Genomic DNA, 14,712 nt, shown 5'->3' with positions numbered 1-14,712 from the left:
GAATAACATACGTCGCCAAAACCGCATATCAGCCGAATTGATTGGTTGGATACCGGGAGGATTAGTTGGTTCAAAGCGAAAGGGCAGCCAGGGCATTCCTGACGCGTGCAAGATGGGCAAGACGCCCGGCTTCGCCGATCCGATCCATATCGTGCAGGGTCAACATACGGAAATCGAGCCGCTTTGAGCAGAAGGCGGCGATGCCACGTTTCAAAAGGCGGCGCACCGGATTGCCCATGTAGAGATGCACGATCCACCAGGGCGAACCAGTCGTCGTCAACGCCCAGAACAGGCGGATATTGCTCAATTGCGGCACAATGCGGCCGCCGGCAGCATCGTGGCGGAAAGCGACGCCGGGAGCGAAGACCCGATCGAAGAAGCCCTTGAGGATGGCCGGAAAATTGAACCACCACTGTGGAAAGACCAGCATCAGCCCCTCGGCCGCCTGCAGCCGGGCGACGATATTCTCGACGACGGAAGCGTCATAAGGCTCATCGAAATAACCGCGCCGCTCGACTTCGGAGAGGCGCGGGTCGAAATCCTCACGGTAGAGATCGAGCAGATCCACCTGATGCCCGCCGGCGACGAGAGTCTCCTCCGCAGTTTTCGCTACTGCAGCCGCAAAACTATCCCCAAGAGGATGGGCGAGCACGAGGAGGATGCGCATTAGAACAGGCTTCCCTGCTTCGGCGGATCGGCGGCATCAGCCGGTTTCGCGGCCCGCTTCTTCGGCGGCGGCGTGCCTTCCGGCGGCACCCCCGGCGATGCAGTGGCAGGGTTGTCGCCGGTGACGGCACCGATGCGGCCATCGGCAAATTCGATCGAGATCGCGGCGCCCGTGGCAAGCGCTGCTGCCAAAGAAACGGGCCGGTCGGTCGCGTCGCGCACGACGGCGTAGCCACGCTTCAGCACGTTCTTGTAGGAAAGCGATTGCAAAATCCGCTCCTGGGCCACCAACTCGCCACGCGCCCGCACGAGCTGATGGCGTATCGCGGTGTCGGCATGGCGGGAAAGATTGCCTAACAGATCGCGGGCGCGGCCGGTCTGCGCCGCCAGCCGCGACGGCAGCGTGGCGAAAACCGCATCGGCGCGGCCGATGCGGGCGCGGGCGCGATCGATCATCCGCTCGACGGTGCGCTCAGCGCGATTGATCCGCTCGCTCAGCATCTGCCTCCGCTCGGCGATACGATTCGACAGCACATCGGGCCGCAGATGCGCGGCGATGCGCTCGAAGGCGCGGCGCTTGTTGAGCGTGTTCATCTCCAGCCCACGGCCCAGCCCGGCGGCGGTCTCATCGAAGCGGCGGCGCGGCAGGGCCAGAAGCTGGTCGAGCGAGGGCAGCGCCCGAAGCAGGGCACGCACCGCCTGCCGACGCTGATCCATCTGCCTGCCCATACCGCCCTGCAGGCGGGCGGAAAGGCTTGCGAGCTGTGCCTCAAGTTCAGCCTTGACCGGCACGGCCATTTCCGCGGCTCCAGTCGGCGTCGGCGCCCGTACGTCGGCGGCATAGTCGATCAGCGTCCAGTCGGTCTCGTGACCGACGGCGGAGATCAATGGAATCTCGCTCGCCGCGGCAGCGCGGACGACCGCCTCGTCGTTGAAGCTCCAGAGATCCTCCAGGCTGCCGCCGCCACGGGCGACGATCAGCACGTCCGGGCGGGGAACGGCGCCCCCTGGTACAAATTCATTGAAGCCGCGGATCGCATTCGCCACCTCATCGCCGGACCCGTCACCTTGCACCTTCACCGGCCACACCAGAACATGCACGGGGAAACGATCGGAGATGCGGTGCAGGATGTCGCGGATGACCGCGCCGGTCGGCGAGGTGACGACACCGATGACCTTGGGCATGAAAGGAAGACGGCGCTTTCGATCCGCATCGAACAGGCCCTCGGCGCCGAGCTTGCGCTTGCGCTCCTCCAGCAGAGCCATCAGCGCACCAGCGCCTGCCGGCTCCAGCGTTTCGATGACGATCTGGTATTTCGAGGAGCCCGGGAAGGTCGTCACCTTGCCGGTGGCGATGACTTCCATTCCTTCCTCGGGGCGGAATTTCAGCTTGGAAAATGCGCCTTTCCAGATCACCGCGTCGATGCGGGCCCGGTCATCCTTCAGGGCAAAATAGGCGTGGCCGGAGGAATGCGGTCCGCGATAGCCGGAAATTTCGCCGCGCACACGCACCTGATCGAAGGCGCTCTCAACGGTGCGCTTGATCGATCCGGACAATTCCGAGACGGAATATTCCGCAAGATTCGTCGGCGAATCATTCTCAAAGAAGCTGCTCATACGGTCCTTTTATCGAAAGTCGCCGCAAATGCGGAGCCTATTCCTTCATCATGCGTTAACCCTATCAACAAAGCCTTTCTTAGCCATCCTCGTGCAATTCTGTGCAAACTTGTTTTTGGTAAAGAGGAGGTGGAGCGATGATATTCGTAACCGCCATGATCATCGGAATTGCGGCCGGCCTGCAGCGTTCGGCGATCGGTTCGATCCTGGGCGCGGCCTTGGTCAGCATCGCCTTCATGGCAGCCGTCGCCGCCTCCGTGGTTCCGCCGCCTCTGACGACATTGTTCGTTGCGCTCGGCGGTTACAACCTCGGCTTCATTGGTTATCTCATCACGCTCGACGTGCTGGAGCGTCGCCAGGCCTGATCCGGGCGCATGTGCGCAAAAGGGATTTACAAAGCTTTGGTTACAGACCCCACTTCGGGCCATCTTCCGACAAAGTAATATCAACCGGATCACCGCTCACCTCGACAGATGGACCGCCGAGCGCATTCCAGCGAAACAGATTGAGATGCCAGCCACCGGGGATCATTCTTGATCGATCGATGATGCCATCGGCACCCGCCGCTCTGGCAGCATCGGCGGTGCGCCAGGACGGCGGCTCCTCGCCGGCAGCCAGTGCGGGGCGCCAGGGGAAATTGGAGGCATTCCGATCAATGCCGAGCCGTTCACACGCCTGCTGATCATGCTGATCGAGCACAAATGCGTCGCCGACCAACAACGGCACAACAACACGCCTCCGCCCGTCTTCGCGCATATAACCTGAAATCGCCATGACCGCCCACTCGGGGGACCCACTCATATAAAGGGCAGGCTGACCGAGCCGATGATAGCGGCCCGCGCTCCTCTCGTCCGGAGGATCGAGGACATGGTCGAGGCGTTCGACAGGGACAGAACGAAAGAAGCGCCCACTCACCTTGCGCAGGATGTTCGACGGTTCAGCGCGCGATTGTTCTTCCATGAAGATCCGTTGGTCCGACATACTAGATAACGCAGGCTATCGGCGATTTGTGACAGAGTCGCATCGGCTGCAATAGTCAGCCCACCTGCGATACGGGCACCCTCAATCCTGCGGCTTGAACCGGAAGAACTGCACGTCCGACTTCGCCGCCACTGGGATCGGTTCGAGATAGGCGGGCACATGCCCCTGGCCGAGTTGGGCGTAGAGCCCTTCCGGCTTCAGCTTGGAAACTTCTTCCACTTGCGGGTCGCTGGGGCAGAAGGCAAGCAATGTTACATGGGCGCCGCGCAGGAAGGCTTCTGCCTCTTTCGGCTCCGCAAGGCCGATGTGCAGCTCGGTCAGCATACCACCCTGGTTGCGATGATAAGGAGCCGACAGCACGCGATGCGGCGTGAAGCGCAGCATGGGCGAGCCCATGTTGGACGGCGCGGCAACGACGCCGGGATCGAGACTAGCGATCGGCGCCAGCGCGTCCTTTGAGGCGCATTCTCCCTTCTCTTCCGCATTGGCGACTGGAGCGGAGAAACTGTTTGCGATCCCGTTGTTGGCAAGCGCGCCGCCGACGGCCCAGACGGCGGGTACCGAAAGCAGCGTGGCGGCAACATAAAAGAAGGCCGCGCCCATATCTTCCGTGTCAGCGACGGAGATGCGACGAAGCTCGGCAAGCAGCAGCGCGAGCGGCGGAATGGCGAGCAGATTGGAAAACTCGGCTCCGCGCACCTGCACCAGCGCGATGATCCAATTGACGGCCACCATCGCCAAAAGGACGGCATGCAAGCGGGCACGCTCGCCGCGCATCATGCGGAAGATGCAGACCACGATCGCCATGAGGCCGGTGGCATAGAACGCGCCGAGCGAATCCGGCTGATGATGGGACAGGGTCAGGATCGACTGCGCCTCGGTGACGCTGTTCAACCAAAGTTGCACCAGCATCGGATCGAGATCGGCGAGCGGATTGCGCAGGCATTGGGGCGCGATCGCCAATGTCGTCGCGAAGACAACGGCGCCATTGGCCGCCAACACCGCCAGACGCCAGGGACGCGACAGGCGGCTGGCAAACAGCGCGGACAATAACAGGCCGGCGCCGCCGATGCTGATGATGCTATAGAAGCCGAGCGAGAGATTGTCGCATGTGACGTTGGAATAGAGATGCGGCGGCACCAGCGCGAAGAAAGCGGCGCTGACGGCGATCGTCAGCGTCAAGGCGAAGGCGCGGGCGGCGGGCGCGAAAATCTCGCCATCCCACGCCCAGAGCCCGGCAACAGCCATGCAGGCGACCGCGACGAACGGCGTGGTCTCCGCACCGATGCCGAGGGCGATGGCAAGGGCGATGGCCGCGATGACGAAATTACGCGGCCTACAGGTTTCGTCGGCCAGCATGGCGGCCGTGAGCGCGACAAGCCCGAGCTGCACATTGTCATGGTCGATGGAGCCCGGCTTGAAACGGCTCGACACCAGGATGAAGAGCGCCGTCAGACCGAGCGAGAAATGCATGCCTTCCGTGCTGGCGATGCGGCGTCCGGCTAGGCCCATGGAGAACATCAGCGGCAGCACGAGCAGCAGCGGCCAAACCGTAAGCGCTGCCGCCTCCGCGTTTTCCGGCGCAAGGAACAGTCGAAAGAAGGCAATCAGGCCAGCGATCGGCAGGTCGATGAAGCGCGACCAATGCATGAGCGTGCCGCCATCGAGGCCAAGGCGGTATTGCACCATGTCGAACCAGCCTTGGCCACCGAGAAAATCGCGTACTTCGACCAGGCGCATGATGTCGTCATTGTCGGGGCCGACATAGTCCGTGGCGTGACGATTGAGGATCAACAGCGCGGCGATGATGACGGCGCTGTAGATCAGCGAGACGAGCCATGGCTGCGACCAGCGCGAAGACGTCTTCTGCGTTACCGCCAGTGCCGATCCACGCGATAATCCCACCGCCTGCACCATTTCGAACCTCGTGTTTGAAGGACATGCAAGGGCGCCATGCTAACGGCTGCCGATCAAGAAAGGGTAAAGCAGGCCCACGCCGCAGCCGATATCACGATAATGTTCCCGCAGAGATCACAACCTGCCATTTTTCATCCTCAGCCATAGGGTCTTATTAACGCGCAGCGGGATAAGTTCTCATTCGAATTATCCGTCGGGGCCTCAAGTGAAAGTCATGCGTAGGAATTGGCCAGAGACCATGTGGAATGAGAACCTGAATATCGCCGTTCTCCTGCCCTGCTACAACGAGGCCGCAACCATCGGCCAGGTCGTACGCGGCTTTCGCGAGGCGCTGCCGAATGCCGGCATTTACGTCTACGACAACAACTCCACCGATGGCACAGCGCTGCATGCCATGCTTGCGGGCGCGACCGTCGTACGCGAGCGGCGTCAGGGCAAAGGCCATGTGGTGCGCCGCATGTTTGCTGATATCGACGCAGACATCTACCTCATGGCCGATGGCGACGGCACCTATGCGCCTGATGATGCCGAGGAATTGATCCGCACACTTCTGACCGAAGGCTCGGACATGGTGGTGGGCACACGCCGCGGCGTACATGACGATGCCGGCCGACAGGGCCATGCCTTCGGCAACCGGATCTTCAACTGGCTTTACCGCACGATCTTCGGCGCCGATTTCACGGATATCTTCTCCGGCTACCGCGCTTTCTCCCGGCGCTTCGTCAAGAGCTTCCCGGCTGTCTCCGGCGGTTTCGAGATCGAGACGGAAATGTCGGTGCATGCTTCCCGGCTGAAGCTGCCCGTCAGCGAATTGGAACTCGATTACGGTCGTCGGCCGGAGGGTTCGCATTCCAAGCTTTCGACCTTCCGCGACGGCTGGAAGATCCTCTGGATGTTCGCGATGCTGATGAAGGAAACGCGGCCCTTCGCCTTCTTCGGCATTTTGGGCGCCATGTTCATGGAAGCGAGTATCGGCTTCATGATCCCGGTCTTTGTCGAATATTTCGAAACCGGCATGGTCGCCCGCATGCCCACCTGGGTACTGTCGATGGCGTTGATGATGATTTCCTTCATGCTGTTCACAGCCGGACTGATCCTCGATTCCGTCGCTCGCGCCCGCGCCGAACAGCTTCGCATCCACTATATGAGCTTGGCCAAACCGCCATCGCGGCAGATTGGCGATGAGCAAACGCTCTATATGGCCGAACACGAAAAGCCGGCGAGCCGGAGGAAAAAGGCCAAGGCTGCATGAAGAAGCTCCTTCGCTTCCTGATCGCCGGCGGCATCGGCTTCGTGGTCGATGCGGGCGTGCTGCATCTGCTGCTCTGGTTCACGCCGTTCGGCCCCTTCGTCGGCCGAGCAATCTCGATCCCGAGCGCGCTGCTCGCCACCTGGTTTCTCAACCGCAATTTCACCTTTGGCCGTTCCAACCGCTCGCTCGCGGCCGAAGGCTTCCGCTATGGTTCGGTCGGCCTGACCTCGGCATTGCTGAACTATGCCCTGTTCAGCTCGCTGCTCGTTTCCGCGCCCACCCTTAAGCCGATTATCGCGCTGATCCTGGCCTCGGCGGCGGCGACTGCGTTCAGCTTCTTCGGCTATTCACGCTTCGTCTTCCGCCACCGTCAAAATCCCTAGAGGACGATGACTTTCCTTCGAATCGTCATCATGCTCTAGCTCTTTGATTTTGCATGATCTTATCCAAAAACCGCTGCGCACTTTTTGGGATCATGCTCCACCAGTTCAGACCGGCTCCCAGCCATCCTTCTCGCTGGCGCGATAAATGGCGTCGATGACCTTCTGATTGAGCTTCGAGCTTTCGAGCGTCACGACTTCCGCACCCTTGCCCATTGCGGCCGAGGCAAAGGCTTCCGCCTCGCGCTTGTACTGACGACTATCGGGGAAGCGGAAGATCTGCGATTCCGAATGGCCGCGATTGGTCAGCTCCAGCTCTTCGGCGCCATAGCGGTCGGCATTGAAGGGAGACTTCACCTCGATGAAACCGTCCGTGCCGTGGAAAACCATGACTTGGCGGGCAGCCATCTGCGTCGAGATATAGAAGGTCATCTCGAAATCGCCGAAATCGGCTTTGACGCTGGAATAGATGTCCGTGCCGAATTCCGGATCGCGCTCGGTGACCGCCTGGATGCGCAGGGGTTCGCGACCAGTAACGAAGCGGGTGCTGATCGTCGGATAGACGCCGATATCGGGCAAGCCGCCGCCGCCGAGTTCCGGGATGTTGCGCATATTGCCGGCATCGCGGTTGAAATAGGTGAAGGCGCCCTGGATGTGCCGCAGCCGGCCAATGGCGCCGGCTTGCAGCAGCGAGCGGACTTTCTGCCAGACCGGCGTATAAGTAACCATATAGGCTTCCGTCACCAGCACCTTGTTGCGGTCGCGGGCAGCGATCAGGCTGTCGATCTCGTTGGCCTTCAGCGCAATCGGCTTTTCGCAGAGCACATGCTTGCCGGCATCGGCCGCCTTGATCGTCCATTCGACATGCTGCGAAGTCGGCAGCGGAATATAGACGGCATCGATCGTGTCCGAGGCGAGCATTTCCTCGTAGGAGCCGAAAGCATGCGGGACGGAGAAGCGATCCGCCATGTCGCGAGCGCGCCCCAGATCACGGCTGGCGATTGCCGTCACCACGCAATTTTCCGCATCCTGAATAGCCGGCACGACGAGTTCGCGGCCGATCTTGGCGGTCGACAAAATTCCGAAACGCAGCATGATTTTCCTCCTGGAGCACGATCCCGAAGCAAACAACCGCAGGGCGGCAAGCGCTGAGCGGCTTTCGAACAGGACCTTATGAAATTGATGGGTGGAACGAAACGATGGGTCGTCTCGCTCGCGACGAAACCGGGACCAACTCTATTCGGCACTTATCCAAGGCGCAATGGCATGGAGCAGCGTCAAGCCGAAAACTCGTTGCGCTGCTGGATGTCTCTATGGCCGGATTTGTCCTCATTTTGTCCGGCTTTTGGCTTTTGAGGCTATCAAGGCGGGTCTAGCTTCGGTTATCCTTCAAACACAGGAGATACGAAAATGTCCCATGCCGACACCGCCTTGCTGGTCATCGATGTTCAGGAGTCCTTTCGTCAGCGCCCATACTGGCAAACCGATGATCTGCCGGATTTCGTCGACCGGCTACAGGCACTGATCGACGGAGCCAAAGCCCGCGGCATTCCGGTGGTCCAGATTTTCCATGTCGATGGCGACGAGCATTTCAGCCTGGCGAGCGGATATGTCCGCAAGCTCGAGGAGATTGCGCTGGAGGCCGACGCCGTATTCCACAAAACCCGCCATTCCGCGCTCGTGGGTTCCAGTCTCGACGTCTGGCTGGTGGAAAATGGCATCCGCAAACTGATCGTTTCCGGCATCCGCACCGAACAATGCTGCGAAACAACGACGCGCCACGCCTCGGACCTCGGCTACGATGTCGACTATGTCACCGAGGCGACGCTGACTTTCCCGATGACGCACGCGTCCGGCACGGTGTTCAGCGCCGATGATATCAAGAAGCGGACCGAGCTGGTGCTATCAGGTCGATTTGCCCGCATCGCCACCGTGGACGATGCGCTTGCCGCCGCGACCACCAGGAGCGCTGCATGAACCAAACCGGCCGACACCTCCGGACCATTCCCGTTTATGTCGTACTGCCACCCTATACGCTGCTGATGGATGTCGCCGGGCCGGTGGAGGTTCTGCGCCGCGCCAATATCGAACAGGAGGATATCCTGTTCGATTACCGTTTCATTGCTGCCCGGCCGACCCAGACCACTTCGATCGGTCTGACGCTTGCCGACCTGCTGCCGCTGCCCGATCGTGTTCCCGATGGTGCACTGGTTATCGTCTCCGGCAGCGTCACGCCGCCGGCTGATGCCGGCGACATCGATGAAGAGAATAGGCTCCTCGCCACCTGGCTAAGGACGGTAATCCGTCCGGGCGTCACCCTCATCACCATCTGCTCTGGGGCCGTACTTGCTGCTCGCGCCGGGCTGCTCGAAGGCTATGCCTGCACGACGCATGCGGCGTGCATCGAGGAAGTTCAGCACCATGCCCCGACTGCGCGGGTTCTCGACAACCGGCTCTACGTCGAGGACCGTGAGCGCTATTCCAGCGCCGGCATCTCCACCGGCACGGACCTGATGCTGCACATCGTCTCGAAACTCACCTCGCCGGTGACAGCGTTGACCATCGCCCGACACATGGTCGTCTACATGCGCCGCACCGGCGCCGACCCGCAGCTTTCGCCCTGGCTCAGCGGCCGCAACCATGTGCATCCCGCCATTCACCGCGTTCAGGATGCGATCATGGCCGATCCCGCCCATGGCTGGTCGCTCGCGGAGCTCGCCGGTATCGGCGCGATGAGCGCGCGGCATATTTCCCGCCTGTTTCAGGAGCATGCCGGGCTGTCGGTAACCGCCTATGTCAATCTGATGCGCGTCACGCTCGCCCGCGATGTGCTCGCTAACTCGCGGCTGGATATGGAGCGCGTGGCGGAAAAATCCGGTTTCGCCTCGCCGCGGCATATGCGGCGCGTCTGGTCGAAGTATAATGAGCTGCCGCCCAGCCACTACCGACGATCGGCGGCCGAATAAAATAATCGTTAGTGGCATTTCCAATGGTAGAACGATAGCTTGCCGCGACGTCCCCTCCCCTTCCGGCCTTTTCCCCACGCCGGTTTTTGCTCAAGTGATTTGGAGAGCCATTATGGAAATGCGTAAGCTTGGACGAACTGATCTTTTCACCGCGCCGATCGTCTTAGGCGGCAATGTCTTCGGCTGGACGGCCGATGAGAGGACCTCCTACGCTCTGCTCGACGCCTTCTTCGACGCCGGCTTCAACACAATCGATACAGCCGACGTCTATTCAAGCTGGGTTCCGGGCAACAAGGGCGGCGATTCCGAGGAGATCATCGGCAAGTGGCTGAAGCAGGGCCGTGTCGCCCGCGACAAGGCCATTATCATCACCAAGGTCGGCTCGGAAATGGGTCCCGGCAAGAAAGGGCTGAAGGCGGACTACATCCTGCAGGCGGTCGAGGATTCGCTGAAGCGCCTACAGACCGACTATATCGACCTCTACCTCTCGCACTGGCCGGACCCGGAAACCCCGCATGAGGAGACGCTCGGCGCCTATGCCAAGCTGAAGGAACAGGGCAAGATTCGCCATGCCGGCTGCTCCAACCTCAATGCCGAGCAGTTGCAGGCCTCCTTCGACGCCGCGGCCAAGGCTGGCCTGCCGCGCTACGACGTGCTGCAGCCGGAATATAATCTCTATGCGCGCGACAGCTTCGAAGGTCCGCTCGCGGACCTCTGCGTCAAGGAAGAAATCGGCGTCATCACCTATTTCAGCCTCGCGGCCGGCTTCCTCACCGGCAAATACCGCAGCAAGGCCGATACCGAAGGCCGGGCGCGCGAAAACCGCGTCGCGACTTATCTCAACGACAAGGGTTTCCGCATTCTCGCCGCTCTTGATACAGTCGCGGCGGAAACCAAATCCACGCCGGCCGATGTCGCGCTCGCCTGGCTGCTGCGCAAACGGGGTGTTACCGCGCCGATCGCCAGCGCCACCAGTCTCAGCCAGCTCGACGCGCTGATCAATTCGGCAAAGCTTTCGCTTTCCGACGAAGCGATGAGGCTGCTCGACAAAGCCGGCGAATAACGTAGGCAGGGACAAAACGATGACCGTGGTGATCCGCGATGCCAAGCCAGAAGACGAAAGCCGCTGGCGCGAGCTCTGGGCCGACTATCTCGCTTTCTATGGCGTCGGCATCGCGCCGGATATTACCGACAAGACATGGCGCCGGGTCTTCGATCCGGCGTCCGCCATATTCATGCGCGTCGCCGAAGTCGATGGCGAGGTGAAGGGTTTCACGCTCTGCCTGACGCATGAGGGCACCTGGGTGCGTACGCCGGATTGCTATCTGGAAGACCTGTTCGTCGATGAAAGCGCACGTGGCCGGGGTGTCGGCCGGGCGTTGATGGACGACCTCGTCGCCCTCTGCCAAAAGAACGACTGGGCGCGGCTCTATTGGCATACGGAAGAGAGCAACGCGACGGCCCGCAAGCTCTACGACAGCTATGTCGAGAGCGACGGACACATTCGTTACCGCATCAGTTTTTAGGGCATGATCCCAAAAAGTGTGAAGCGGTTTTTGGATAAGATCATGCCCAGTCAAATAACCGGTTTCGGAAATCCTTCGTAGAGGGCCGAATGATCGCCTTGCCAATTTGCCATGCCGGGCTTGGTCAGCATGCCGCGCGGCGGGGCATAGCTCTGGATCGTCCGTTGCGGCCGCTCGTGCCATTGGATGTTGAAGGCCCATAATTTCGGGAAGAAGCAGAGCGAAGCGTAGGGCAGGTGATCGTGGATCCACCAGGCAAGCTTCTGCCAATCTCCCTCTTCGCGGCAATTGTCGATCAGCCACGGCACGACGATACAGACTGCCGCGCCCATGCAACCATCAAGATCGCGCATATCCCAAATATGATGCGTGGCGGTGTGGGCATTGGTCGAGCAATTGAAGCCGTTCCTGTTGCCGAAGGCATTGACCTCGGGCGCGCGGTAGCCTGAACGGATATGCAGTCGTCCGAAGGTCGCCTGCAGCGGCTCCAGCAGCTCCTCGCAAAGCCGGCTGCCGGTCTCGATTGCCAGATCAGGATCATCGGGGATATTCGGAATGCGATGGAAATCGGCGATCTCCGAGTGCAGGAAATCACGCAGGAAGAAATTCTTCGACAGCCGGACGCGGCCGAGCTCCTCCAGCCCCTTCATCGATCCCGGCTTCTTCATCGTCTCGAACCTCTCTCCGCCCGCGTGACTGGTACAGACACCTTATCTCACGCCGCCACCCCGAATTTGTCAGCAGCGGGAACAATTGGGATTGCACTGGCTTCTGTAGGGGTCGCCGTCGAGCGGCATCCCAGAAAAATCAGGCTCTGACAACACGGAGAGAGAGATAATGGCCAAGGACAAGACGTTGGAAGATCTGTTCTACGATACACTGAAGGACATCTATTATGCCGAGCGGCAAATCGTTCGGGCACTGCCCAAGATGGCTCGCGCAGCGCAATCGCCGGATCTCAAGGCCGGCTTCGAAAAGCATCTGCAGGAAACCGAAGGACATGTGGAACGCCTGCAGCAGGTGTTCGAACTGATCGGCAAACGCGCGCAAGGCAAGACTTGCGAAGCCATTCAAGGAATCATCGCCGAAGGCGAAGAGATCATCGACGAATTCAAGGGAACGCCCGCTCTCGATGCCGGGCTGATTTCCGCCGCGCAGGCCGTCGAGCATTATGAGATTGCCCGCTACGGCACGCTGCGCACCTGGGCGAACACACTCGGCCAGCAGCAGGTGGTCAAGCTGCTCGACCAGACGCTGCAGGAAGAGGGAAATACCGACAAGATCCTCTCGAAGCTGGCGATGACCGCTGCCAATCAGAAAGCCGCAGCGTGATTGCCTCGTGGCAAGAGCGGCGGGGCCTGCCCCGCTGCTCTCCTATTGCCCGGTATATTTGAAGAAATCGATGAAGGCCCTGAGTGCCGGGCGCATCTGACGGCGGCTGGAATAATAGATGCAGAAGCCGGGATAGGGTGCACACCAGTCCTCCAGCACGCGGATGAGCTTGCCCTCGGCCAGTTCCTGCTGCACGCGGATGTCAAACAGATAGGCGAGGCCGGCGCCATTGATCGCCGCCAGAACCGCAAGCCGGTCCTCGATCACGATCAAAGGCCCGTCGATGGCGACGATCAACTCACGACCGTCCTTCTCGAACTCCCAGCGATAGAGAGAGCCATCGGTAAATCGTCGCTTGATGCAGCGGTGATGGACGAGATCGCGCGGATGCAAAGGCTTCGGATTCTTCTCGAAATAGGCCGGGGAGCCGGCGATGACGGTGCGGATATCCGGCGAGACCTTCACCGCGATCATATCCCCTTCGATGCTCTCCTCCAGGCGAATGCCGGCATCGAAGCCTTCCTTGACGATATCGCTGAAGCCATCCTCATTGGCGATTTCCAGCGTGATATCGGGATAGGTGTTCAGGAAATCGCCGAGCCGCGGGGCGAGCAGCAGGTCGGTCGCAAAACGCGGCGCGGTGATGCGAAGGTTGCCGGCCGGACGCCCGCGGGCGGCAAGCGTATCCTCCAAGGCAATATCGATCTGCTCCAGTGCCGGCGCCAGGCGTTCCAACAACAGCTTACCCTCCTCCGTCGGCGACACACTTCGGGTGGTGCGGGCAAGCAGCCGCACGCCGAGGCTTTCCTCCAGGCTGGAGATCGCATGGCTGACGGCGGAGGGCGCAATCGATAATTCCTTGCCGGCGGAACGGAAGCTGCGATGGGCAGCAACGGCGGCGAGGACCGCCAACTGAGAGAGCTGGGTTCTGTTCATTGATCTAAATAATAGAACAGCCTATTTGGATTTGCATGCATTTTCATTCGTTATCGCCAGGCATAGTTTCTCGCTTGTCACGCGGCAGGCAATCATTGTCGTCGCGGCTCGGAATTAAGCTCAAAAGGATACGACTATGAAAACCCGCAAACTCGGCAAGGAACTTTCTGTCTCCGCCGTCGGTCTCGGCTGCATGGGCATGAGCTTCGCCTATGGCGCTACGGATGATAACGAGTCAGTCAAAACGCTGCATCGTGCCGTCGACCTCGGCGTAACCTTTTTCGATACCGCCGAGACCTACGGCCCCTTCACCAATGAGGTGCTGGTCGGCCGTGCGCTGAAGCCCGTCAGGGATCGCGTCGTCATCGCGACGAAGTTCGGCTTCAAGCTCGATCTGGAAAAATCCGGTCCGGCAGCGATGGTCGGCGTCGACAGCCGGCCGGAACATGTGAAAGAGGTGGCCGAAGCCTCGCTGAAACGCCTCGACACGGATGTCATCGACCTCTTCTACCAGCACCGCGTCGATCCGAATGTTCCGATCGAAGATACCGTCGGCGCCATGGCGGAGCTGGTGAAGGAGGGCAAAGTGCGGGCGCTCGGGCTTTCCGAAGCCAGCGCCGCCACCATTCGCCGCGCCCATGCCGTGCATCCGATTGCCGCCGTGCAGAGTGAATATTCGCTGTGGAGCCGCGATCCGGAGGAAGAGGTCCTTGCCGCCTGCCGTGAACTCGGCATCGGCTTCGTGCCCTATAGCCCGCTTGGCCGCGGCTTCCTGACCGGCGCGATCCGCAATGCGGACGAACTGGCAGCCGATGACTTCCGCCGCAATCTGCCGCGTTTCCAGGCCGAGAATTTCGACGCCAACGCCGCACTCGTCGCCAAGCTCGAAGCCCTCGCCAAGGACAAGGGCGTCACGGCGGCACAGCTCGCACTTGCCTGGGTGCTGCACCAGGGCGACGACATCGTGCCAATCCCCGGCGCCCGCAAGCTGAACCATCTGGAGCAGAATGCCGCCGCTGCCGACATCACGCTCTCGGCCGGCGAACTTCAGGAATTGAGCGATGTCATGCCGCTCGAGCTGGTAGCTGGCAAGCGCTATTCGGATGCCTCGCTGGCGATGACGAACCGGTAGGGATCGT

At 60.8% G+C, this 14,712-nt stretch carries 16 protein-coding genes; 9 read left to right on the top strand and 7 right to left on the bottom strand.

Features of this window, described 5'->3' with window-relative positions:
- Window positions 1-70: 70 nt before the first annotated feature.
- Together NXC24_RS01685 and xseA are read right to left on the bottom strand one after the other, a co-directional pair.
- A complete protein-coding gene (locus NXC24_RS01685; protein ID WP_104821714.1) occupies window positions 71-667 on the bottom strand; it encodes an NAD(P)H-dependent oxidoreductase in 597 nt (198 codons plus the stop codon).
- On the bottom strand, window positions 667-2,283 hold the full coding sequence (gene xseA, locus NXC24_RS01680; RefSeq protein WP_104821713.1) for an exodeoxyribonuclease VII large subunit: 1,617 nt from the start codon (window positions 2,281-2,283) through the stop codon (window positions 667-669). The genes NXC24_RS01685 and xseA overlap by 1 nt, the downstream gene beginning before the upstream one ends.
- A 137-nt stretch (window positions 2,284-2,420) precedes the next feature.
- Here xseA and NXC24_RS01675 point away from each other — a divergent pair, with 137 nt between their 5' ends.
- The gene (locus NXC24_RS01675) at window positions 2,421-2,648 is read left to right on the top strand and encodes a homogentisate export protein (protein ID WP_104821712.1); all 228 of its coding nucleotides are present in this window, start codon (window positions 2,421-2,423) and stop codon (window positions 2,646-2,648) included.
- A 40-nt stretch (window positions 2,649-2,688) separates the two neighbouring features.
- Here NXC24_RS01675 and NXC24_RS01670 read toward each other — a convergent pair whose 3' ends face one another.
- Both NXC24_RS01670 and NXC24_RS01665 read right to left on the bottom strand, forming a co-directional pair.
- Entirely contained in the window at window positions 2,689-3,243 is a 555-nt protein-coding gene (locus NXC24_RS01670) for an RES domain-containing protein (protein WP_104824955.1), read from the bottom strand.
- A gap of 102 nt (window positions 3,244-3,345) precedes the next feature.
- Complete coding sequence (locus NXC24_RS01665; RefSeq protein WP_104821711.1) at window positions 3,346-5,181, bottom strand: hypothetical protein; 1,836 nt, start codon at window positions 5,179-5,181, stop codon at window positions 3,346-3,348.
- A 238-nt stretch (window positions 5,182-5,419) separates the two neighbouring features.
- Here NXC24_RS01665 and NXC24_RS01660 point away from each other — a divergent pair, with 238 nt between their 5' ends.
- Both NXC24_RS01660 and NXC24_RS01655 read left to right on the top strand, forming a co-directional pair.
- Window positions 5,420-6,433: a glycosyltransferase gene (locus NXC24_RS01660; protein WP_104821710.1), complete on the top strand. Its 1,014-nt coding sequence runs from the start codon at window positions 5,420-5,422 to the stop codon at window positions 6,431-6,433.
- Complete coding sequence (locus NXC24_RS01655) at window positions 6,430-6,816, top strand: GtrA family protein (protein ID WP_104821709.1); 387 nt, start codon at window positions 6,430-6,432, stop codon at window positions 6,814-6,816. Before NXC24_RS01660 ends, NXC24_RS01655 begins: the two co-directional genes overlap by 4 nt.
- 105 nt (window positions 6,817-6,921) lie before the next feature.
- On the opposite strand, the gene NXC24_RS01650 is transcribed toward NXC24_RS01655, so the two are convergent.
- Window positions 6,922-7,908, bottom strand: a complete 987-nt coding sequence (locus tag NXC24_RS01650) for a Gfo/Idh/MocA family oxidoreductase (protein ID WP_104821708.1) — start codon at window positions 7,906-7,908, stop codon at window positions 6,922-6,924.
- A 315-nt stretch (window positions 7,909-8,223) separates the two neighbouring features.
- Here NXC24_RS01650 and NXC24_RS01645 point away from each other — a divergent pair, with 315 nt between their 5' ends.
- The 4 genes from NXC24_RS01645 to NXC24_RS01630 all read left to right on the top strand — a co-directional run bounded on the left by NXC24_RS01645 (window position 8,224) and on the right by NXC24_RS01630 (window position 11,305).
- On the top strand, window positions 8,224-8,790 hold the full coding sequence (locus NXC24_RS01645) for an isochorismatase family protein (RefSeq protein ID WP_104821707.1): 567 nt from the start codon (window positions 8,224-8,226) through the stop codon (window positions 8,788-8,790).
- Entirely contained in the window at window positions 8,787-9,779 is a 993-nt protein-coding gene (locus NXC24_RS01640; RefSeq protein WP_104821706.1) for a helix-turn-helix domain-containing protein, read from the top strand. Before NXC24_RS01645 ends, NXC24_RS01640 begins: the two co-directional genes overlap by 4 nt.
- A 112-nt stretch (window positions 9,780-9,891) precedes the next feature.
- Complete coding sequence (locus NXC24_RS01635) at window positions 9,892-10,842, top strand: aldo/keto reductase (protein WP_104821705.1); 951 nt, start codon at window positions 9,892-9,894, stop codon at window positions 10,840-10,842.
- A gap of 19 nt (window positions 10,843-10,861) precedes the next feature.
- A complete protein-coding gene (locus NXC24_RS01630) occupies window positions 10,862-11,305 on the top strand; it encodes a GNAT family N-acetyltransferase (RefSeq protein ID WP_104821704.1) in 444 nt (147 codons plus the stop codon).
- A gap of 50 nt (window positions 11,306-11,355) precedes the next feature.
- Here NXC24_RS01630 and NXC24_RS01625 read toward each other — a convergent pair whose 3' ends face one another.
- Window positions 11,356-11,973 (bottom strand): hypothetical protein, encoded by a 618-nt coding sequence (locus NXC24_RS01625; RefSeq protein ID WP_104821703.1) that lies wholly within the window; start codon window positions 11,971-11,973, stop codon window positions 11,356-11,358.
- Between the two features lie 169 nt (window positions 11,974-12,142).
- Between NXC24_RS01625 and NXC24_RS01620 the strand changes: the two genes are divergently transcribed.
- Window positions 12,143-12,637, top strand: coding sequence for a ferritin-like domain-containing protein (locus NXC24_RS01620; RefSeq protein WP_104821702.1), 495 nt, complete (start codon window positions 12,143-12,145; stop codon window positions 12,635-12,637).
- 42 nt (window positions 12,638-12,679) lie between these two features.
- Here NXC24_RS01620 and NXC24_RS01615 read toward each other — a convergent pair whose 3' ends face one another.
- On the bottom strand, window positions 12,680-13,573 hold the full coding sequence (locus NXC24_RS01615) for a LysR family transcriptional regulator (protein WP_104821701.1): 894 nt from the start codon (window positions 13,571-13,573) through the stop codon (window positions 12,680-12,682).
- Between the two features lie 136 nt (window positions 13,574-13,709).
- Here NXC24_RS01615 and NXC24_RS01610 point away from each other — a divergent pair, with 136 nt between their 5' ends.
- Window positions 13,710-14,705, top strand: a complete 996-nt coding sequence (locus NXC24_RS01610; RefSeq protein WP_104821700.1) for an aldo/keto reductase — start codon at window positions 13,710-13,712, stop codon at window positions 14,703-14,705.
- The last annotated feature ends 7 nt before the right edge of the window (window positions 14,706-14,712 follow it).

This window comes from Rhizobium sp. NXC24 (assembly GCF_002944315.1).
In the GTDB taxonomy this organism is placed as follows: domain Bacteria; phylum Pseudomonadota; class Alphaproteobacteria; order Rhizobiales; family Rhizobiaceae; genus Rhizobium.
Note: the sequence above shows the minus strand (reverse complement) of the source record. Positions and strands in the feature narration are given on the sequence as shown.

Bases quoted from the DNA above. Each gene is read 5' to 3' on its own strand.
- NXC24_RS01685 (WP_104821714.1), bottom strand. From the start codon at position 667: ATGCGCATCCTCCTCGTGCTCGCCCATCCTCTTGGGGATAGTTTTGCG.
- xseA (WP_104821713.1), bottom strand. From the start codon at position 2,283: ATGAGCAGCTTCTTTGAGAATGATTCGCCGACGAATCTTGCGGAATAT.
- NXC24_RS01675 (WP_104821712.1), top strand. From the start codon at position 2,421: ATGATATTCGTAACCGCCATGATCATCGGAATTGCGGCCGGCCTGCAG.
- NXC24_RS01670 (WP_104824955.1), bottom strand. From the start codon at position 3,243: ATGGAAGAACAATCGCGCGCTGAACCGTCGAACATCCTGCGCAAGGTG.
- NXC24_RS01665 (WP_104821711.1), bottom strand. From the start codon at position 5,181: ATGGTGCAGGCGGTGGGATTATCGCGTGGATCGGCACTGGCGGTAACG.
- NXC24_RS01660 (WP_104821710.1), top strand. From the start codon at position 5,420: ATGTGGAATGAGAACCTGAATATCGCCGTTCTCCTGCCCTGCTACAAC.
- NXC24_RS01655 (WP_104821709.1), top strand. From the start codon at position 6,430: ATGAAGAAGCTCCTTCGCTTCCTGATCGCCGGCGGCATCGGCTTCGTG.
- NXC24_RS01650 (WP_104821708.1), bottom strand. From the start codon at position 7,908: ATGCTGCGTTTCGGAATTTTGTCGACCGCCAAGATCGGCCGCGAACTC.
- NXC24_RS01645 (WP_104821707.1), top strand. From the start codon at position 8,224: ATGTCCCATGCCGACACCGCCTTGCTGGTCATCGATGTTCAGGAGTCC.
- NXC24_RS01640 (WP_104821706.1), top strand. From the start codon at position 8,787: ATGAACCAAACCGGCCGACACCTCCGGACCATTCCCGTTTATGTCGTA.
- NXC24_RS01635 (WP_104821705.1), top strand. From the start codon at position 9,892: ATGGAAATGCGTAAGCTTGGACGAACTGATCTTTTCACCGCGCCGATC.
- NXC24_RS01630 (WP_104821704.1), top strand. From the start codon at position 10,862: ATGACCGTGGTGATCCGCGATGCCAAGCCAGAAGACGAAAGCCGCTGG.
- NXC24_RS01625 (WP_104821703.1), bottom strand. From the start codon at position 11,973: ATGAAGAAGCCGGGATCGATGAAGGGGCTGGAGGAGCTCGGCCGCGTC.
- NXC24_RS01620 (WP_104821702.1), top strand. From the start codon at position 12,143: ATGGCCAAGGACAAGACGTTGGAAGATCTGTTCTACGATACACTGAAG.
- NXC24_RS01615 (WP_104821701.1), bottom strand. From the start codon at position 13,573: ATGAACAGAACCCAGCTCTCTCAGTTGGCGGTCCTCGCCGCCGTTGCT.
- NXC24_RS01610 (WP_104821700.1), top strand. From the start codon at position 13,710: ATGAAAACCCGCAAACTCGGCAAGGAACTTTCTGTCTCCGCCGTCGGT.